Source organism: Pseudomonas sp. GW821-FHT03C07, assembly GCF_059420925.1.
Genome location: NZ_JBWKUQ010000003.1, coordinates 363,700 through 381,623 on the forward strand (window position 1 = coordinate 363,700; position 17,924 = coordinate 381,623).

The following is a 17,924-nucleotide window of genomic DNA, read 5'->3' on the forward strand; positions in this document are numbered from 1 at the left end:
GGAGCTGGATATGGCAGACGTACTTGATGACGGGACCTTGAGTTTCCTGCCAGTCCGGCTGAACAACCAGCCGGTGGTGATGGGTGGACTCACAGCCGACGAAATGTGGGCAACCATTTTGTTCAGTGGTATCGCCGGATTAGTCCTTGGCATTCCCATGGCGATCCTGACCCATGTTTGGGCACTCATCATCGCCGGGGCTCTCGTCGGAGGAGTGCTCGGCCTGACCGTCGCCAGTCGCATCTTGCGCCGCATTAAGCGCGGTCGACCAGAGACGTGGGTATATCGCCAGCTCCAATTGAACATCGCCCGACACTTCCCGACCTGGAACGCCGCCCGCCTCATCACACGCACAGGTGCGTGGACCTGCCATCGCACGGAGGGTGCATGAGCTATCGCAAGAAAGTGGATTCGCAGCAGGCTCATATCTACAGCTTGCGCCTGATCATTGGGATGCTGGTGCTGCTGTGCATCTATATGGCGTATGGATGGCAAACCGCACCGCGCGACCTGACCATCCACGTCCCACCGGATCTCCGATCGGGCAGCACCAGGAAATGGTGGGATATCCCACCGGAGTCGGTTTACTCGTTCGCTCTGTACATTTTTCAGCAGATGAACCGCTGGCCAACTGACGGTGAAACGGACTACGAGGACAACATCGTTCGTCTGACCGGTTATCTGACGCCCACTTGCAAGGCCTATCTACAGAAAGACTTCGAGTTGCGCCGCAACAGTGGTGAGTTGCGCAAACGCGAGCGCGGTGTTTTCGAGATTCCAGGGCGTGGAATCGACGATCAGCAGGAGCAACATATTGAGCAACACAGCATCAACGATTGGACGATAAACCTGGATATCACCGCCGATGAGCATTATGGCGGAGAACGCGTGAAGCGGGCCTTTGCACGTTACCCCCTGCATATCATCCGGTCGGACGTCGATCCCGAGAAAAACCCCTTTGGCCTTTCCTGGGACTGCTACAGCAGCAACCCACAACGCATCGAAGCCTCCGTCGAATCAGCCACAGGGGGACGCAAATGATTATGCGACCCTTACTGATCGCCGGAGTCCTGATTGCCAGCCTGGCGGGATATGCACAGGCAGTGGAAATTCTGCGCTGGGAGCGTATCCCACTGGCCGTGCCACTGATAGTCGGCCAAGAACGGATCATCTTCGTCGATCAGAATGTCCGCGTCGGGCTCCCACGCAACCTGGTCGACAAACTGCGGGTGCAAAGTACCGGGGGAGCCCTGTATTTACTTGCCAAGGAGCCGATCGAGCCCACCCGTCTGCAACTGCAGAACATGGCCTCGGGAGAGATCATGCTGGTCGATATCGCCGCGACCACGGGACGCGCAAATCAACCGGCTCTGGAGCCGGCCAAAATCATCGCCGGCGAGAGTCCAGCCATCCGCTATGGACAAGGCAGCGCCCCGGCCAAGCCTGCGGGCAATCGCACCGCCCCACCTCCTGCTGCCAGCGAGCAGGATACGAGCGAGGATCCTCCACCCGTCCGCCGCGAGACACCAATACCCGTGGTGATCACTCGATACGCCGCCCAGATGCTGTACGCCCCGCTGCGCACGGTAGAAGCCGTGGAAGGCATATCCCAGGTCAACATTAATCGACGCCTGGATCTCGTCACCCTGCTACCCACGCTGCCCGTCGAAGCGACAGCCTTGGGCGCATGGCGGTTGGACGGTTACTGGGTGACAGCCGTGAAGCTGCGCAACACCAGCGCCCAGCACCTGACGTTGGATCCCCGGGATTTCATGGGAAACTTCGTGACAGCCACCTTCCAACATCCCTATCTGGGCGCAAAGGGTGACGCCAGCGATACGACGACGGCTTATCTGGTCACCCGTGGGCATGGGTTAGCGGAGTCTTTGTTGCCATCGGCTATCGGGCAAATCGACCCGAAAGGAGGCCGCCGTGAAGAATAATCCGCTCATCAAATTTCTGGTCATTCCGTTCGCAATCTTGGCCATCGTCATCGTGATCAAGATGTTCAGCGGCGGAAGCCCCAAGGCGGAAGGACAAGACCAAAGCAATCCGAAGTTGACCTCAGGCCAAGCCAAGACACTGGGCGTCGACGGCGATACCCCAACTGACACGCTGCGGACAATTGTCGCCGAGAGCCGGCAGCTCAAAGACCAGGTCACCAAAGCCCTCAAGAACAATGACGATTTGAAGCAACAGAACGAGGACCTTCAAAAACGCCTGCAGGGCATCGACAAGAATATGGACACCAAGCTGCGGATCGCTCAGGACTCGCTGAAGCAGGAGTCTCAGCAACAAAACCAGACCATCCTGGATACGTTGCAAAAGCAATACAACACACTGAGTAACAAGCAAAACATCGGGGCCTCCTCTGGGTCAGACCTGCCCATCGGTTTCGGGGTACAACCTGGTGATGGCCAAGGCTTCCAAGGGGCACCCGGTCTCGACATCGTCTGGATCGATCCTCAGGACGCCAGTCCGGTCGACGTCAACGGCAAACCGATTCCAAAGGGCTCGAATCAGGCAGCCAATGGATTCAACTTCCCCACATCATTCGGCCCAACCCTCGACCGAGGTCAGAATGCCCTGAGCACCGGAGCACAGAACGTGGCGAACGAGATCTCGCCACAGGATGCCCGCAAGCAGGTCCGCAAGGTCTATACCCTGCCCCAAAACTCAACCCTAATGGGTTCGGTGGCCATGTCCGCCTTGATCGGCCGGGTACCGATTGACGGCACCGTCAACGATCCCTATCCATTCAAAGTGCTGATCGGCCCGGACAACCTGACAGCTAACGGAATCGACCTACCCGATGTTGCCGGTGCCGTGGCCAGCGGTACTGCATCCGGCGACTGGACACTCTCTTGCGTGCGCGGGCAGATCCGGAGCCTGACCTTCGTTTTCAACGATGGCACCGTTCGCACGTTGCCGGCGCCGCCCGAAGAGACCAATAGCAACCAGAACGGCAACCAGAACAACGGCAATCAGCAATCAATCCAGGGCGGTCTGGGCTGGATCAGCGATGCGTATGGTATTCCCTGCATCAGCGGTGAACGTAAAAGCAACGCCACCCAGTACATCGGATCTCAAGTACTGATCACCGCCGCCGGCGCCGGTGCCGCGTCTCTGATCAAGTCGGACCCTAGTGGCAGCACATTCACCAACACCCAAACCGGGACAGTAGGGACCGTTGGACTGTCCGGCAGCGAGGCCATGGGCAAGATCATCGGCCAGGGCGTCAACGACGTATCCAGTTGGGTGAACAAGCTCTACGGCCAGGCCTTCGCCGCCGTGTACGTCCAGCCCGGGGCCAAGGTCGCGGTGCACCTGGATCAGCAGTTGGCTATCGACTACGAACTCAAGGGCCGCAAGGTCAATTACAACACTGGAGCCAGCCATGTCTCTGAAAATCTCGACTGAGTGCTGTCTGAGGGTTTGCGCCTGCCTGGTCTTTGTCTTGGCCGCTTCAGGGTGCTCCACCAGCAAGGAAGAACTGCTCCCTCACGGAGACAACAACATGCTTGATGTTTGGAACCAGGGCAGTAACGGGTCAGGAGGCAGTGCCGGGAATCGTCAGTTGCTCGATGCACGTCAGTCCCTGCGCAGACCGTTGGACATCAACCAGGCGCACCCGCAGGAAGACAACGCCACGTTCACCCGCACAGCGCAGAACGAGATCTACAGCCAGTTCAAGCGCCTGCCGAATCCCGACCTGGTGATGTATGTATTCCCCCATCTCGCCGGTTCAGACCCGGCCCCAGTGCCGGGTTACACCACTGTGTTTCCACTTTACCAGCGCGTGCAGTACGCCATGCCAGGCGAACGGACGGAGGAATACTGAATGGGGCTGTTTGAACGCTTCAAAGCACGCCAGGGCCACGACCGAGTAGAGCCTGGCCTTCAATCGAGTGACACAAACAACCGTGAGATCCCATTCGACGTCAATAAAGAGGCCGTTCGCGAGACACCTTCGAAGGAGTCGTTCGAAGCCGCCACCGAGCGCTACTTTGATCGTCTCTCCGCTCTTGGCATCCCATCTCCAGATGACTGGCGGAATCCGAAAAAAAAGCCGGCGACAACCTCAGATGTGGCTCGCATGTATGAGGTCAATCCCTCGTTCGTGGACCTGCTGCCCTGGGTCGACTACCTGCCTGAGGAAAAAGCCATGCTCCTCGAGGACGGTGTTTCCCGTGCCGCGTTCTTCGAGCTGACGCCCATCGGAACCGAAGGACGAGATCCCGCATGGTTACGCAAGGCCCGTGATGCGCTGGAGAACGCCCTGCAGGACTCATTCGATGAGCTGGAGACCTCACCGTGGGTCGTGCAGCTCTACGCCCAGGACGAGACCACTTGGGACGATTACCTGCAGCAATTACACGACTACATTCATCCACGGGCCAAGGGCAGCGCATTTACTGAACTCTACTTGAAGCTGATGAAGCAGCACCTGGAGGCCATTTCCAAGCCTGGTGGTCTTTTCGAGGACACAAAGGTCAGCCAACTGCCCTGGAGAGGCCAGCAGCGCCGCGTGCGGCTCGTCGTCTATCGACGCACCAAGGGTAACAACGCGGACGTTCGTGGCCAGGCTCCTGGTCCTTACCTGAAGGTGATTTGCGATCGTCTGGTGGGCGGTCTGGCGAACGCCGGCATCAGGACCAAACGCATGGATGGTCATGCCATCCGCCATTGGCTTATCCACTGGTTCAACCCCCATCCGGACCATCTTGGCCCCTCAGACGCAGACATTCGTCGGTTCTACGAGACAGTATGCAAAGAGGCCCCGGCGACAGAGGAAGACGAACTGCCGCTGGCCAGCGGCACAGACTTCTCGCAAAACCTGTGCTACCGAGAACCACTCTCGGACACAGACACGGGGCTCTGGTACTTCGACGGTCTCCCACACCGGGTAGTCATGCTTGATCGATTGAGAGAGCCCCCCAAGACCGGCCACATCACCGGCGAAACCCGTAAGGGTGGCGACGCACTCAATGCGCTGTTCGACAAGATGCCGGAAGACACAATCCTCTGCATCACTCTGGTCATCACCCCTCAGGACACATTGGAGAGCCATCTGGAAAATTTGGCGCGCAAGGCCGTCGGTGATACTCAAGCATCGAGCCTGACCCGCGATGACGTGAGAACCGCTCGAGAGTTCCTTGGGCGAAAGCACAAGCTGTACCGTGGCAGCGTAGCCTTCTATCTGCGGGGGCAGGATCACGCTCAACTGCAAGAGCGGAGCCTGCAGCTCAGCAACGCACTACTGGGTGCAGGCATGGAGCCGGTGGACCCGAGCAATGAAGTCGCCCCCCTGAACTCCTATCTGCGGTGGCTTCCAGGAAATTTTGACCCGAATGAACGCCGAGCCCTCCAGTGGTATGCCCAACTGATGTTTGCCCAACACATCGCCAACCTGGCGCCAGTGTGGGGGAGATCGACAGGTACAGGGCATCCTGGGCAAACATTTTTCAACCGCGGCGGAGCCCCACTGACTTTCGATCCGCTGAACAAGCTCGATCGGCAGATGAACGCGCACCTATTCGTGTTCGGCCCGACCGGCTCTGGCAAGTCCGCCAGTTTGAATAATTTGATCAACCAGTTGATCGCTATTTACCGACCGCGTCTTTTCATCGTTGAAGCCGGCAACAGCTTCGGATTGACCGGTGAGTTCGCACAGCGCCTGGGCCTGACCGTCAATCGCATCAAGCTATCGCCTGGCTCTGGCGTCAGTCTGGCTCCTTTTGCGGATGCAGCGCGCCTGGTTCAAGCACCGGATCAGGTCAAAGTCCTCGACGCGGATGATGTGGACTCCTCAGACGCACACACCATCGACCAAGACGGAAGCCAGGAGGATGATCAACGCGACATCTTGGGTGAACTGGAGATTGCAGCGCGGCTGATGATTACCGGCGGGGAAGAAAAGGAAGAGGCACGCCTCACCCGAGCGGATCGAAGCGCTATCCGCCACTGTATCCTCGCGGCTGCGAAAACTTGTGTGGAAGCTGAGCGTACGGTTTTAACGCAAGATATTCGCGATGCGCTGCAGGCGGCGGGTATGGCAGAGGGGATGCCTGAAGCGCGCCGGAACCGCATGTTGGAAATGGCCGAGGCCATGGACATGTTCTGTATGGGTGCCGACGGTGAAATTTTCAACCGAGAGGGCACACCTTGGCCCGAGGCAGATATCACCATTGTCGACCTGGCCACCTACGCCCGAGAGGGCTACAACGCGCAGTTGTCGATCGCCTACATCTCACTACTGAATACAGTGAATAACATCGCCGAACGTGATCAGTACAAGGGGCGTCCGATCGTCAAACTCACTGATGAAGGACACATCATCACCAAGAACCCACTGCTATCACCCTACGCCGTTAAGATCACTAAGATGTGGCGAAAGCTCGGTGCCTGGTTCTGGCTCGCTACACAGAACGTCGACGACCTTCCTCCAGCAGCGGCGCCGATGCTGAACATGATCGAATGGTGGATCTGCTTGAACATGCCTCCGGATGAGGTGGAGAAGATCGCCAAGTTCCGCGAACTGACCCCCTCTCAGAAGGCCCTGATGTTGTCGGCCCGCAAGGAGAGCGGCAAATACACCGAAGGCGTGATCCTGTCCAAGTCGATGGAAGTGCTATTCCGAGCGGTTCCTCCGAGCCTTTACCTCGCTCTGGCAATGACCGAACCCGAAGAGAAAAAACAACGATATGACGTAATGCTGGAGCTGGGCGTCGACGAGCTGGGCGCCGCCATCAAGATCGCAGCCGATCTAGATCGGCTTCGCGGTATCGAGCCCCACATCATCACCTTCCCTAAACAAACGACGGCAACGACGGCCTTGGAGCGCCTGGTATGAGAACACTGAATACCCTGACTCAGAACTTGATTGAAAGCCTGACCCAGTTACTTAAAACACCCGGGGAGGACGCTCTGCAGTCCCTGAAGGTGTGTGCCCCTGTGCTGATTGAGCAACTGGAACAGGTATTGGTGAGGGCCGTGGACCGGCGTGATATCGAAGCACAACTGCGTACCGTCCTGGACGAATGGTTTAGACTACATCCCCAACCCGAGGCAGAAACCTCGCTGATAGAAGCTTTGCGCAAACACTCGCTGCTGCCAGCGAAATGCGCCAGGGCTCCGGCATGACGCGTCCTAACAAACGTTGGGTGATCTTGGGAGCACTTCTTACCAGCCTTGTCATTGCGACCTTGGCCTGTTCAGGCTTTGTCATTGCGACCATGAACTTTCTTTCTCATATCCAAGATCAGAGTCTACCCCGAAACCATATCGGACCATGGGTACTCGGCCCGCCTAATGCGCGGTGGACGATCACCGAATTCGCGGATCTGGAATGTCCCTTCTGCAAGACCTACACCCCGGCGCTGAAATCATGGGTGCAGCAGCAGAAGGACGTGAACCTCCAGTGGCACCACCTGCCGCTGGGGGTTCACGGTTCTGCTGCCGTACACGAGGCACGACGTGCCGAATGCGCCGGCAAGTTGGGTGGATCAGGTGCATTCTGGCAGGCCGTGGATCAGACCTTCGAACGGACACGTAGCAATGGCCTGGGATTCACCGGCCATCTTGACGTCGCCGGTATCGATAGCAGCGAACTGGAGTCCTGCACAGTGAACGACATGCAGGTCGCGTCACACGTTGGCCAGCAAGCCCAAGAAGCAACCTCACTCGGTGTAGAGGCGACCCCAAGCCTGGTCATCAGGGACAACACAACCGGCAAGTCAGTGAAGCTTGAAGGGCCGGCTGATGGGGTTACACTGCTGTCCGCTATTGATTGGCTAGCCAGCAATAGTAATAGCGTTACAACTCAGCGCTGAAGGTCCACAAGTGTGCTAGCCCAAGTACGCGCACGGGACGGATAGATAGAATGCCGCGGCGTCCCCAACCTGCCCGGTAAAGCTCTCACGCACCGCTTGCTGGCTGACCGAGGCTTAAGTTTTGGGGATTGTTTAAAACCTCAAGAATGTTATGGTTGCTAGCGAGCCGCGAGTTGGCCAAAAGCTTACTCACAGTGAAAAAATCCGCCCCAGAGGAAAAAAACATGACTGACATTTTGCTCGTGATTATAACCATTCTCTTGGGGGTTATATGCATCCTTGGTTTTGGAATACTCTTCAATGTTTCCCAAGCCAAGATCGGTATCTCCTCACTTATTCGGATCATCGGTGATCTCCACGACACCAATGCTAACCAATGCAAGGAGCGGTTTGAGTTGACCATTACTCAACTTGAGCAGTTGGTCGAGACTTCCATCAGCACCGAGCAAAATATTTCGGACATCAAGAAGGTTACTGATGTGATTTATCGGTACAAATTACCAAACGCTGCAGAAAGGGAATTTTTGGATCAGATTGATATCTGACAATGAGGTGTCGAATGGTGTTCTGAAGTCCGGCTGATAGCAGCCGTAAGTTGATTTAGTAGGCGCGGAAGCCTACAACGAAATCAACTGACCACGGAAAAATCGCTACCCCACCTGCAGGAAGAGGCAAAATACAACACCGACCGAAATCCTATTTTTTGCTGCGTCCGATGCCCCCATCCGGTTTCCTGCACCTGAACCCATTTCAGGTACGGCGTCATGACCCGGCATCCATCTCTACAACGCAACTCAAGGCGCAGGCTTCTGCCTCTCGCCCTGATGCTCATATCAGCTCTTGCACAAGCTGAGACCTGGGTAATCACCGACCGGGGACATCCGGTCACGGCTCCTGCGGGAACCCGCATTATCCTCGTGGATGAGCAGCGACGCATCGAGGAACAACTCTCGCACGAGCTCCCCGCAGATCCGCGCCAAGCTGCGACATCCATTCAACGCTATCTGGCCACCCCGGCCGGGAAGCAACTCCAGAAAGATCTCGCCAGTGCCCAGCAAGGCGTTACGGACGCCTGGAGCCTGGGAATCAAGAAAATCCCAGCAGTTGTTGTCGATCGCAGCTACGTCGTATATGGCGAGCCCGATGTGGCAAAAGCGGTGGGGCTGATTGATCGAGCACGGAGCATACAACGATGAGACGCCACCTGCTCCGGCCCCTATCGATGGCCATCACCTTGAGCCTGTCGTTCACCGCATCAGCCGCGATCAACACAGCCTCTATCGTCGCCTCGACACTCTCCCCCACCTGTCTTGAGTACCAGGTAGTTGGCATCTGTTACTGGTTGCTCTGCACCCCTTTTGGATGCACGGTCAAAACCTCGACGAAAGTCCGCCACTACGTTCCTGACGCCGTGGTGTCCGCCTACTCGAACACAGGAATGAACCCCTGGATAGAGATGTCCCCTCTTGGCTCGCCGAACCCGATGGCCCAGGCCGGCAACGACGGCACCACGAACCACGTTGCTGAAAACAACATCACGAAGTTTAAAGAGGCCGATGTCATCGGCCACCCAGGTGGTGCCACATTCAGCCAGTTCGCCAGCGCCTCGGGCTATGTCTGCAAGGGAGCGACCTTGCCGCTTGTCCCCTACTTCCTCAGTACCCTCGACCCCATTGCCTGGCGATATGGTGTACCCGAGGCCGTATACCCCGAAGCACTCATTCCGGGGATGCGTGAAGTCGGCAGCCTGTTCACCGCAAGTACCTGGGGAAGTGTCTACCCGCGTAGTGGCTTTCTCCATCAAGTGGACGACTACAAGACTGGTGCCGTCATCGCGCAACGCGCCGGCGACGTCACCACCCGCCTTGGTCAGGTTCACGTCTACCTACCCATGCTCGCCCTCCCCCAGCCCGGTTACTGGCCGGCAGGCGAACTGCGAGAAGGCGATGCTTCCACCGGAAAGTGGCAGGAGCTGACCCCGATCCTCAACCCCACCTGCGCAACCTTTCCCAGTTTTGGCCCCAACATCGATGCACAGGATGGTGGATACGCCTGGGCACTCTGGCGCCCGTACTCCTGCTGCGAACGGCGCGGGCAGGACTTTCTCGGCAGCACGGACTTCCTATGAACTCTAGCGATCGGAGCACGACATGAAATCCACATCTTGGGCGATCGGACTCGTCTGCAGTCTCGCCAGTGCAGCAGCTTTTGCTGCTGGGCCCATCAACGCTACGTCCTCAGGTAGCGTCATTGGTGACAACGTGCTGTACAGCATCGGTGGCGGTAATGCCGTGACAATGGGCAGCGCCGGCAATATGGACAGCATTTCCGTCGGCGGCGGTTGGAACAACAACCTGATCTGCGGAAACATGAACCTGAGCAACACGCTGGAAAACCAATTGAACGGAGCCACCTCCGGATTCCAGAACATCATGACCTCGGTGGTACAGAACGCCACTGGTGCAGTTGGCTCCCTGCCGGCGCTGATTCTCCAACGGGCGAACCCGGCGCTCTACAACCTGATCACCAACGGAATCTTGCAGGCCAGGCTGGATTTCGATCGGTCGAAAGGCACTTGCCGAGCAATCGGCGAAAAGATGGCAGACATCGCTGGAGGTCAAATGGGCTGGGGCAAAATCGCCGAAGGTCAGGCAATGAGCCAGACGCTGACATCGAATACCGATGCGGTATCCGCCGTCGAGCAGGTTGAGCAGAAAAGTGGTAACGATGGTGTCACCTGGGTCGGCGGTGACCGAGCTGGCGGCTCTGGCCAGCAACCGATCCGCATTGTTGGGGACGTCACCAAGGCGGGTTACAACCTGCTGAACAAACGTGCAGCGACCGACACCTCCTCAATCAGTAAGGACACCTGCAACAACGGCCTGGTGTGTAATGTCTGGTCCTCCCCCCAGGAGGCCAGTACTTTCGCCAACCGTGTCCTGGGCGAGCAGCAACAACAGACCTGTGACAGTTGCCCTAAAACCGTCACCGCCGCCGGCGTAGGTCTCACCCCACTGATCCAGGAAACCTACGACACCAAGCTGCAGGCGCTGCAGGATCTGCTGACCGGCAACAAGAGCCCATCCGCGGAGAATCTTGACGCTGCGAGCAGCAACTCGCTACCGATCACTCGCGGCGTCGTTGCCGCGTTAAAGGATGAACGTGATCAGGACGTCCTGGCCCGCCGGCTGGCCTCGGAGGTCGCGCTCTCCGACGTCCTGGAGAAGGCCCTGGTTCTACAACGCACACTGTCGGCCGGTAGCAAAGAGCCCAATGTCGCAGCCAATGACCTTGCCGTTCAGGCAGTCAATCAGCAGAGTTCATCGCTGCAACAGGAGATCGGCAACCTGAAGATCGAGCTGGACATGCGTCAGCAGCTCGCGAAGAACTCCCCAATGACAATCATCGAGCGTGGCAACGCGCGGGCTGAAAACTCGCGTGGGGTATTCCAGGGAGATCCGGAGACGGGTCGGCTGATTCAGCTGCAGGCACCTGCGAAGAGCAAGCAATGAGGATCCGGTCATGACCGATATTCAGGCGTCTTCAGAAACTTCGAGCCGCTCCCTCACCCGTAGGATTGGCCTGGGCATGCTGATCTGCGTGGCCGTTCTGGTCTTCCTCACTGCGATGGCGCTCCTGCTGAACGCTGTCTTTCTACGCTTCTTCGACAATATTCAGCAATGGCAGGAGTGGCGTGCGGATCACTACTGGCACCTTCTGGCATGGCGGCTGACGCTTTACACCGTACTGGCAGTGACCTGGTTCAAGTTGAAGTCCCGTTTGTCCGAGTCTGAGCTGCAACAGAGCCACAAGCGCCTGTTGAAGGTCGAGATCATGGTGGTTCTGCTGGTACTGCTGATCGAGGTGAGCAAAGTGCTGCTTCATCCCGGAGGTCTGCTGTGACCCTCTATACAAACGACTATCTGGAGTATTACCTGACCCTGGTCGGCTGGATCATCAACAACGGCATCTGGGACATGATCCAGGACACGGGACTGTTCGCCCTGCCCTTCGCCATCATCGTGATACGAGAATGGCTCAAGGTCCGTGGCGAAGGGGCAGACGAAGGCAACAAGGGCGTGCTCTCTCTGGCAAGGATCGAGACAAGTATCTATGTCGGATACGTGGTCGTTGCCTTGTGCGGGGTTCCTGCTGTGAACGTGAGCTTCGATACGCTGCAGTTTGACCAGACCCGGGCACAGCAATGTCAGTACAACCTGCCGGCGCCGGCGGACACGGGATGGAACACGTCATTCAGCTCTCTGGCCGGCAAGAGTGCCCAGATGCCAGTCTGGTGGGCTTTTATGCATGCGCTGTCCAAGGCGTTCACCAACGGGGCCGTAGCAGCGATTCCGTGCGGTACCGACCTCAGGCAGATGCGTATGGAGGTCGACAGCACCCGGATCAATAACCCGCTGCTCGCCCAGGAGGTCGCGGACTTCACTCACGACTGCTACGGCCCTTCTCGTGCACGCCTGTTTATGCGACAGCCAGACTTAGGTTCGGCAGCGAGCAACTCCGACACGCTCAAGGATCTTAGTTGGATCGGCTCGCACTTCTTCCTGAACACAGCCGGTTACTACGACACCGATTATTCCAAGACGCCAAGAACCTCATGGCCCTACAACGCGACACGTGATGCTGGGCTTCCTGAGGTCACTGGTGGTGGCGGTTATCCGACATGTAAACAGTGGTGGTCGGATGGCAGCATTGGTTTGAAAGATCGGCTGCAGGCCCAGGTAGATCCAGACCTAATGACAAAACTACTCGGCTGGGCGAAGTGGATGTCGTCCGATCAAGTCAACGAGGCTGTCATTCGGCAACTGGTGTCCCCCACCAGCCAGGTCCAAGGCGACGTGTATACCGACTATGGTGGACAGATCGGAGGGACAGTATGGAACGGTGCTGCTCGTGCAGGTGGAACGTTTGGCGTTGCGCTGGGTTCACTCGGTTACTTTCCGGCCATGGATATGGTTCGACAAGCGCTACCAATGATCATGGCCTTCTTGAAAATGGCAATGGTGATTTGCATTCCGATAGTCCTAATTATCGGTGCGTATCAATTGAAGATAGCCATGACGATGAGCGTGGTCTTCTTCTCACTCATATTCGTCGACTTTTGGTTCCAACTGGCTCGATGGGTCGACAGCACGATCCTGGACGCACTTTACGGCTCAGGCTCACCACACCTTAGTTTCGACCCTGTTATGGGATTGAACACCGCAACGCAGGACGCGATTCTCAATTTCGTCATGGGGGCAATGTTCATCATCCTTCCCGTTTTCTGGGTTACTGCGCTTGGATGGACTGGATTGAACGTTGGCAGCTATCTGGGTGGTCTGGAGAAAGGAAGCGCTGGAGTACGTAGCGCAGGAGGGAAAGGTGGAGAAATGATAGAAGGGGCGGTCAAGAAGTAGAACTTGATGAGCCTCTGGATAGAGGCTCTAAATTACTGATCAGGCCATTCACCCTCAACGTTCCCCCAGCAATCAAGCTCCCGACCGAAAACATCGCGGCCATGGGGAGCTTTGATTGCTTCGGAATTGGATATGCCGCGCAGAACAGAGGTATCGCCTTTCACTGCCGCGAACAGAATAAGTCCAAAGCTCACGATCGTCATGACCGCGCCGGCAAGCCAGTGAAAAGTGAATGTCGAAACAAACAGAATGGCTGCAAAAAGCACCAGCCTCTTTGTCCACCGCAGAACCACGTTTTCATCCTGCAGGAAAAAACGCACACCCCGACCGAGGCCGTAGCCCAAGCGGTTTGCAAGTCCCTGAGAGGTATGTGCAGTCATGGTGGTGTCTCCTTTGCCCTTTCTCATAGAGGCGTCTTGACATCAGATATACGCCAGATTTGGTGAACTTGCAAGCCTACTGGCATAATATGCCAACATCGAAAAACATCTCTTCCTCCCTCCACTGGAGCACACCATGGCCACTCGAAATGTCGTCCTAACCGACCACCTGGAACAGGTCGTCAACAACCTGGTGCTCTCTGGCCGTTACCAGAACGCCAGTGAGGTACTGCGCGAGGGCCTCCGTCTTCTGGAGCAGCGCGAAGCGGAAGAAGCCGCCAAAGTGGAAGCCCTGAGACATGCCACCTCGATCGGACTGATGGATCTGGAACAAGGTCGATTTGTGGAAGTTGATGGCGAGGAGCTGGGCAAGCTGCTGGCGGACATCGGTGAAACCGCCGCTCTCTCCGTCGCCGAGAAACACTGAGCATGATGCAGTATCGAATTACGGACACCGCTTTAGCGGACATAGCCGATATCCTAAAGCACTCACAGGTGCAGTTCGGCACAACAGCTCGGCTCAGGTACCAGGAGCTCATCCGCACAGCGATAGTGGACCTTGCTACCGCGCCGAATAGGATCGGTAGCAGTCTGAGAGATGAGATCACTCCCGGCCTGAGGAGTTTTCACCTGTACTACTCCCGCAAGCGCGCAGCTACATCCAATGGCATGGTCCAGAAACCTCGGCACGTCATGTTCTACCGACTGGCCGACGACCAGGTCATTGAGGTTGTTCGGCTGCTACATGACGCAATGGAGGCCAGGCTGCATCTTCCCGAGGATTGATGGGGCAAATGGTCCAAAAGGGAAAGGGTTCTTGAAAAGCGAATGGAATGGTCCAGAAGGGTAAAAGCCCTACCTGAAAGGGCTTGGAGCAAAGGGTATGCACTCTCATGAACGGAAATGAAATGTCCGTACTCCGCTCGTGCATGTGGCTCAGTCACTTCGCATTCCGTGAGCCGAATAGCAACACACGCACAGACTACGAAACAGAAACTGGTAAAATCAGCTCAGCTCCCTGATTTCTGGCATTGCCAACAGCCTTTCCAACCGGAAACCATTCAAAGTCGGTCGTCGGCAGGCACAAGTCCTTGGCTATCTCCTCTGCTCGCGCTGGTGCGAGTTCGGGGTTGATCCACTCCCTGGCGTGTTCTGGCGCCAGCACCAAGGGGCGCCGGTCGTGGATGTCGAGCATGCCCTGGTCACTGGCGGCGGTGATAATCACGAATCCGTCGCCTTCGTGGGGTTCAAGCCCGGGGTGAACCTGGGCCAGGGCTGCGAAGAACATCGGTGCCTGGCTCTTCAACCGAATGAAGTACGGCTGTTTCTTCTTCGGGTCATCGAGATCTTTCACCCACTCGTACCAACCGTCGGCCACCACCAGTGCTCGTCCGTTTGGCCAGAGCTGTTTGAAGAACTTGCCGGTGGTGACCGTTTCGACGCGGGCATTGATGGGATCAGGTCGTTTGCCCTTGGCCCAGAAGGGCGCCCAGCCCCAGTGCACGGGATCGATTCGCAGACCTTCCTCAACGCTGTGCAGAATCAACACCCGAGTGGTGGGAGCAATGTTGTAGCGGGCGATCGGTTCATTGTCGTAGCCGCCGATGACGTCCTGCTCGGCCTCAAGCTCGCGCAAGTAATCCGCCATGCCCTGGTACTGCGCAAATCGTCCGCACATGCTGAGCACCTCCGCTTGTCGCAATCCCCCTCAATGGAATTGACCGCAAGGCTCCTACAAAGTTAACTGTATATTCGTACAGTTATATCGGAAGTCGTGCGTCATGAGCTTTACCATTCTAGGCCCTCTCGCAGAAGGCGGTGTCGCGCTGCCTCTGTGTTCCTTCAAGGTGCCGGCGGGTTTCCCGTCGCCGGCGGCTGACCATATCGAGCAACAGATCTCACTGGACGAGCTTTTGAACATACGAGCACCCCATGTGTACCTGGTGTCGATTGAGGGGGACAGCATGCAGGGCGCTGGGATTTTCGACGGCGACCTGGCCGTCGTGGACCGGTCTATGGAGCCGCTGCATGGGCATATCGTCGTTGCACTGCTGAACAACGACCCGGTCTGCAAGCGGCTGTGCAAACAGGGACCCGAGGTGATCCTGAGGTCGGAGAACCCACGGTACCCGGCCCGTTACGTCATGGAAGGCGATGAGCTGTCGATCTGGGGGGTAATTACCTTCAGTGTGCGCAACCATGCCCATTAACCCCCATGAACCGGTCTTTTCGCTGATCGACTGCAACAGCTTCTATGCCAGTTGCGAGCGGGTGTTTCGACCAGACCTTGCGCATACGCCCATCGTGGTGCTGAGCAACAACGACGGCTGTGTGATTGCCCGCTCCGCGGATGCCAAGCCGCACATCAAGATGGGCGAGCCGTATTTCCAGATCCGGGACAAGCTCCGTCAGCACGGCATAGTGCCGTTCTCCTCAAACTATGCGCTGTACGGAGACATGAGCCAGCGGGTCATGACCGTGATCGAGTCCATGGTGCCGGCCGTGGAGGTCTACAGCATCGATGAGGCGTTTGCTGAGCTCACCGGCATGACCGAGGACCTGGAGCTGCTGGGACGCCGTATACGGGCCCAGGTGCTCAGGAGCACGGGCATTCCGGTGGGGGTGGGCATTGCCGGTACCAAGACCCTCAGCAAGCTGGCCAACCACGGCGCGAAGAAGTGGCAGGCGCAGTTGGGTGGTGTCCTGGATATCCGGGCACCGAACCGCCGGGAGAAGTTGCTCAAGGCCTGCGACGTCTCGGATGTCTGGGGCATTGGCCGCAAGATGACGGCGCACCTGGAAGGAATGGGCATCCGAACAGCCTGGCAGCTCTCACAGGCCGATCCCTGGGTACTGCGCAAGCACTTCAGTGTGGTGATCGAAAAGACGGCCCGTGAGCTGGCAGGGACCCAGTGCCTGGAACTGGATGAGCCCGATGCACCCAAGCAGGAGATCTGCTGCAGCCGGATGTTCGGTCAACGGCTGAAGACATTGCCGCCGATCAAGGAAGCCGTGGCCACCTACATGATGAGGGCCTCGGAAAAGCTCAGGGCTCAACAGTCCATGTGTAAGAAGATCCGCGTCAGCATTCGGACGGGGATGTTCAACCCGGAAGAGGCTAAATACGCCAATGGGGTAGTGATCGATCTGCCTTACCCCACGGACGACGTACGCCTGCTGACGAAAATGGCGGTTGATGCCCTAGACCAACTCTTTCGGCCTGGCTTCAAGTACAGCAAGGCCGAAGTGATGCTGTTGAACCTCTGCCAGAGGGGCGAGTACACCGATGATCTATTCGCGGCCTATCAACCGGCAGAGGCCTCGAAAGTGATGGCAGTGCTGGATCAGATCAATGGCAGATGGGGACGCGGGACACTAAGAACTGCCGGAGTTCCCGCAAATCCAGACTGGGGGATGCGCCGAGAAATGATGAGCCAGAGCTATACAACAAGGCTGGATCAGCTTTGGCAAGTTCACTGCAATTAGACTTGGGGGCCTGAGCGGCTACGCCCTGAACTCCGTAACTCGTTGAAAAACCTTGTGACCTTGCTCTTTTCATCGTCCATGAGCGCCATAGCTGTCAATACGTAGCTGACGTTAGGTGGTTCTTGAGCAAGAACCAACACATTTTTCCGTTGTTGTGGAGCTGAGACTTATCCTGGCTATCGGTGGTACTGAATGAGCTGTTCAATGTAGGGGGGAAGTGCCCCCCCCAAATCCTCATTTCCATGAAAATAGTCTTCCCATGCTTGGCACGTTTTGAAGAAGAACGTCGTCAGATCAACCAGATCACCTCCTGGGCGGCGAATTTGGTAGACGTCTTTCATCGCCAACGACCCCTCAATGGGTTGACCATCGAGTCCTATGGCCACCACAACCTCTTGCGCCGCATCAATACGGGCCTCTATAACCAGCAGGTGCTTTGACGCGTTGGCGATATCGGCGCAATCCCCGAATAAGCCATCAGCCATGGCTCGCCAAGCAGAATTGAATGCATGGTCCCCCTTCGGAACCTGCTTGGTCTTCATGACCCAGTCACGCAAGGATGAATTGGTGACACAGAAATTGAACAGGTGATCAGCCATGGACTCGAGATCGGTCGCTTTCCAGGTGCGGCCTGCCTCTCGGAAAAGCTTCAGAGCAATATCTCTGGGAACGCGGTAAACGGGGATCATGGACATATCCTTTCTATTTAACTGCTTCCTGGATGTGATACCTGTCGATATCATTTAGCCACCAAAAATACTATTCGATGCTAATGATGTTTTCTCATTGAGCAACACCCACCAGATAGA

Annotated in this window: 21 protein-coding genes; 18 read left to right on the forward strand and 3 right to left on the reverse strand. The window is 57.0% G+C overall.

What is annotated here, in order from left to right; genetic code table 11:
• Positions 1 to 10 precede the first annotated feature (10 nt).
• The 14 genes from AC07VG_RS07955 (at position 11) to AC07VG_RS08020 (ending at position 13,249) form a co-directional block, all read left to right on the forward strand.
• Positions 11 to 391, forward strand: coding sequence for a TIGR03750 family conjugal transfer protein (locus tag AC07VG_RS07955; RefSeq protein ID WP_495020815.1), 381 nt, complete (start codon positions 11 to 13; stop codon positions 389 to 391).
• Entirely contained in the window at positions 388 to 1,041 is a 654-nt protein-coding gene (locus AC07VG_RS07960) for a PFL_4703 family integrating conjugative element protein (RefSeq protein ID WP_495020816.1), read from the forward strand. Before AC07VG_RS07955 ends, AC07VG_RS07960 begins: the two co-directional genes overlap by 4 nt.
• Positions 1,041 to 1,943: a TIGR03749 family integrating conjugative element protein gene (locus tag AC07VG_RS07965; protein ID WP_495020906.1), complete on the forward strand. Its 903-nt coding sequence runs from the start codon at positions 1,041 to 1,043 to the stop codon at positions 1,941 to 1,943. The genes AC07VG_RS07960 and AC07VG_RS07965 overlap by 1 nt, the downstream gene beginning before the upstream one ends.
• A complete protein-coding gene (locus AC07VG_RS07970; protein ID WP_495020817.1) occupies positions 1,933 to 3,420 on the forward strand; it encodes a TIGR03752 family integrating conjugative element protein in 1,488 nt (495 codons plus the stop codon). The genes AC07VG_RS07965 and AC07VG_RS07970 overlap by 11 nt, the downstream gene beginning before the upstream one ends.
• Positions 3,398 to 3,841, forward strand: coding sequence for a TIGR03751 family conjugal transfer lipoprotein (locus AC07VG_RS07975; protein ID WP_495020818.1), 444 nt, complete (start codon positions 3,398 to 3,400; stop codon positions 3,839 to 3,841). Before AC07VG_RS07970 ends, AC07VG_RS07975 begins: the two co-directional genes overlap by 23 nt.
• Positions 3,842 to 6,853, forward strand: a complete 3,012-nt coding sequence (locus AC07VG_RS07980; protein WP_495020819.1) for a conjugative transfer ATPase — start codon at positions 3,842 to 3,844, stop codon at positions 6,851 to 6,853.
• The gene (locus AC07VG_RS07985) at positions 6,850 to 7,143 is read left to right on the forward strand and encodes a hypothetical protein (RefSeq protein ID WP_495020820.1); all 294 of its coding nucleotides are present in this window, start codon (positions 6,850 to 6,852) and stop codon (positions 7,141 to 7,143) included. The genes AC07VG_RS07980 and AC07VG_RS07985 overlap by 4 nt, the downstream gene beginning before the upstream one ends.
• Entirely contained in the window at positions 7,140 to 7,832 is a 693-nt protein-coding gene (locus AC07VG_RS07990) for a DsbA family protein (RefSeq protein ID WP_495020821.1), read from the forward strand. Before AC07VG_RS07985 ends, AC07VG_RS07990 begins: the two co-directional genes overlap by 4 nt.
• A gap of 224 nt (positions 7,833 to 8,056) precedes the next feature.
• Entirely contained in the window at positions 8,057 to 8,377 is a 321-nt protein-coding gene (locus AC07VG_RS07995) for a hypothetical protein (protein ID WP_495020822.1), read from the forward strand.
• 219 nt (positions 8,378 to 8,596) lie between these two features.
• Positions 8,597 to 9,028, forward strand: coding sequence for a TIGR03757 family integrating conjugative element protein (locus AC07VG_RS08000; RefSeq protein WP_495020823.1), 432 nt, complete (start codon positions 8,597 to 8,599; stop codon positions 9,026 to 9,028).
• 26 nt (positions 9,029 to 9,054) lie between these two features.
• Positions 9,055 to 9,960, forward strand: a complete 906-nt coding sequence (locus AC07VG_RS08005; RefSeq protein WP_495020824.1) for a TIGR03756 family integrating conjugative element protein — start codon at positions 9,055 to 9,057, stop codon at positions 9,958 to 9,960.
• A gap of 22 nt (positions 9,961 to 9,982) precedes the next feature.
• Positions 9,983 to 11,344 carry an integrating conjugative element protein gene (locus AC07VG_RS08010; protein ID WP_495020825.1) on the forward strand — a complete coding sequence of 454 codons (1,362 nt, stop codon included), beginning with the start codon at positions 9,983 to 9,985 and terminating at the stop codon, positions 11,342 to 11,344.
• Positions 11,345 to 11,354: 10 nt separating this feature from the next.
• Positions 11,355 to 11,735, forward strand: coding sequence for a hypothetical protein (locus AC07VG_RS08015; RefSeq protein WP_495020826.1), 381 nt, complete (start codon positions 11,355 to 11,357; stop codon positions 11,733 to 11,735).
• On the forward strand, positions 11,732 to 13,249 hold the full coding sequence (locus AC07VG_RS08020) for a conjugal transfer protein TraG N-terminal domain-containing protein (RefSeq protein ID WP_495020827.1): 1,518 nt from the start codon (positions 11,732 to 11,734) through the stop codon (positions 13,247 to 13,249). Before AC07VG_RS08015 ends, AC07VG_RS08020 begins: the two co-directional genes overlap by 4 nt.
• Positions 13,250 to 13,281: 32 nt before the next feature.
• On the opposite strand, the gene AC07VG_RS08025 is transcribed toward AC07VG_RS08020, so the two are convergent.
• Positions 13,282 to 13,629 carry a hypothetical protein gene (locus AC07VG_RS08025; protein ID WP_495020828.1) on the reverse strand — a complete coding sequence of 116 codons (348 nt, stop codon included), beginning with the start codon at positions 13,627 to 13,629 and terminating at the stop codon, positions 13,282 to 13,284.
• Between the two features lie 136 nt (positions 13,630 to 13,765).
• On the opposite strand from AC07VG_RS08025, the gene AC07VG_RS08030 reads away from it, so the two are divergent.
• Together AC07VG_RS08030 and AC07VG_RS08035 are read left to right on the forward strand one after the other, a co-directional pair.
• A complete protein-coding gene (locus AC07VG_RS08030; protein WP_495020829.1) occupies positions 13,766 to 14,056 on the forward strand; it encodes a type II toxin-antitoxin system ParD family antitoxin in 291 nt (96 codons plus the stop codon).
• A gap of 2 nt (positions 14,057 to 14,058) precedes the next feature.
• Positions 14,059 to 14,415 carry a type II toxin-antitoxin system RelE/ParE family toxin gene (locus tag AC07VG_RS08035; RefSeq protein ID WP_495020830.1) on the forward strand — a complete coding sequence of 119 codons (357 nt, stop codon included), beginning with the start codon at positions 14,059 to 14,061 and terminating at the stop codon, positions 14,413 to 14,415.
• Positions 14,416 to 14,611: 196 nt separating this feature from the next.
• Here the strand turns inward: AC07VG_RS08035 and AC07VG_RS08040 are convergent, their stop codons facing one another.
• Positions 14,612 to 15,307, reverse strand: coding sequence for an SOS response-associated peptidase family protein (locus AC07VG_RS08040; protein ID WP_495020907.1), 696 nt, complete (start codon positions 15,305 to 15,307; stop codon positions 14,612 to 14,614).
• Between the two features lie 103 nt (positions 15,308 to 15,410).
• Here AC07VG_RS08040 and AC07VG_RS08045 point away from each other — a divergent pair, with 103 nt between their 5' ends.
• A complete protein-coding gene (locus AC07VG_RS08045) occupies positions 15,411 to 15,839 on the forward strand; it encodes a LexA family protein (protein ID WP_495020831.1) in 429 nt (142 codons plus the stop codon).
• Positions 15,829 to 17,115, forward strand: a complete 1,287-nt coding sequence (gene umuC / locus AC07VG_RS08050; protein WP_495020832.1) for a translesion error-prone DNA polymerase V subunit UmuC — start codon at positions 15,829 to 15,831, stop codon at positions 17,113 to 17,115. The genes AC07VG_RS08045 and umuC overlap by 11 nt, the downstream gene beginning before the upstream one ends.
• 176 nt (positions 17,116 to 17,291) lie before the next feature.
• Here the strand turns inward: umuC and AC07VG_RS08055 are convergent, their stop codons facing one another.
• Positions 17,292 to 17,804 carry a hypothetical protein gene (locus AC07VG_RS08055; protein WP_495020833.1) on the reverse strand — a complete coding sequence of 171 codons (513 nt, stop codon included), beginning with the start codon at positions 17,802 to 17,804 and terminating at the stop codon, positions 17,292 to 17,294.
• Positions 17,805 to 17,924 lie beyond the last annotated feature (120 nt).

Bases quoted from the DNA above. Each gene is read 5' to 3' on its own strand.
- AC07VG_RS07955 (WP_495020815.1), top strand. From the start codon at position 11: ATGGCAGACGTACTTGATGACGGGACCTTGAGTTTCCTGCCAGTCCGG.
- AC07VG_RS07960 (WP_495020816.1), top strand. From the start codon at position 388: ATGAGCTATCGCAAGAAAGTGGATTCGCAGCAGGCTCATATCTACAGC.
- AC07VG_RS07975 (WP_495020818.1), top strand. From the start codon at position 3,398: ATGTCTCTGAAAATCTCGACTGAGTGCTGTCTGAGGGTTTGCGCCTGC.
- AC07VG_RS07980 (WP_495020819.1), top strand. From the start codon at position 3,842: ATGGGGCTGTTTGAACGCTTCAAAGCACGCCAGGGCCACGACCGAGTA.
- AC07VG_RS07985 (WP_495020820.1), top strand. From the start codon at position 6,850: ATGAGAACACTGAATACCCTGACTCAGAACTTGATTGAAAGCCTGACC.
- AC07VG_RS07990 (WP_495020821.1), top strand. From the start codon at position 7,140: ATGACGCGTCCTAACAAACGTTGGGTGATCTTGGGAGCACTTCTTACC.
- AC07VG_RS07995 (WP_495020822.1), top strand. From the start codon at position 8,057: ATGACTGACATTTTGCTCGTGATTATAACCATTCTCTTGGGGGTTATA.
- AC07VG_RS08000 (WP_495020823.1), top strand. From the start codon at position 8,597: ATGACCCGGCATCCATCTCTACAACGCAACTCAAGGCGCAGGCTTCTG.
- AC07VG_RS08005 (WP_495020824.1), top strand. From the start codon at position 9,055: ATGGCCATCACCTTGAGCCTGTCGTTCACCGCATCAGCCGCGATCAAC.
- AC07VG_RS08010 (WP_495020825.1), top strand. From the start codon at position 9,983: ATGAAATCCACATCTTGGGCGATCGGACTCGTCTGCAGTCTCGCCAGT.
- AC07VG_RS08015 (WP_495020826.1), top strand. From the start codon at position 11,355: ATGACCGATATTCAGGCGTCTTCAGAAACTTCGAGCCGCTCCCTCACC.
- AC07VG_RS08025 (WP_495020828.1), bottom strand. From the start codon at position 13,629: ATGACTGCACATACCTCTCAGGGACTTGCAAACCGCTTGGGCTACGGC.
- AC07VG_RS08030 (WP_495020829.1), top strand. From the start codon at position 13,766: ATGGCCACTCGAAATGTCGTCCTAACCGACCACCTGGAACAGGTCGTC.
- AC07VG_RS08035 (WP_495020830.1), top strand. From the start codon at position 14,059: ATGATGCAGTATCGAATTACGGACACCGCTTTAGCGGACATAGCCGAT.
- AC07VG_RS08040 (WP_495020907.1), bottom strand. From the start codon at position 15,307: ATGTGCGGACGATTTGCGCAGTACCAGGGCATGGCGGATTACTTGCGC.
- AC07VG_RS08045 (WP_495020831.1), top strand. From the start codon at position 15,411: ATGAGCTTTACCATTCTAGGCCCTCTCGCAGAAGGCGGTGTCGCGCTG.
- umuC (WP_495020832.1), top strand. From the start codon at position 15,829: ATGCCCATTAACCCCCATGAACCGGTCTTTTCGCTGATCGACTGCAAC.
- AC07VG_RS08055 (WP_495020833.1), bottom strand. From the start codon at position 17,804: ATGATCCCCGTTTACCGCGTTCCCAGAGATATTGCTCTGAAGCTTTTC.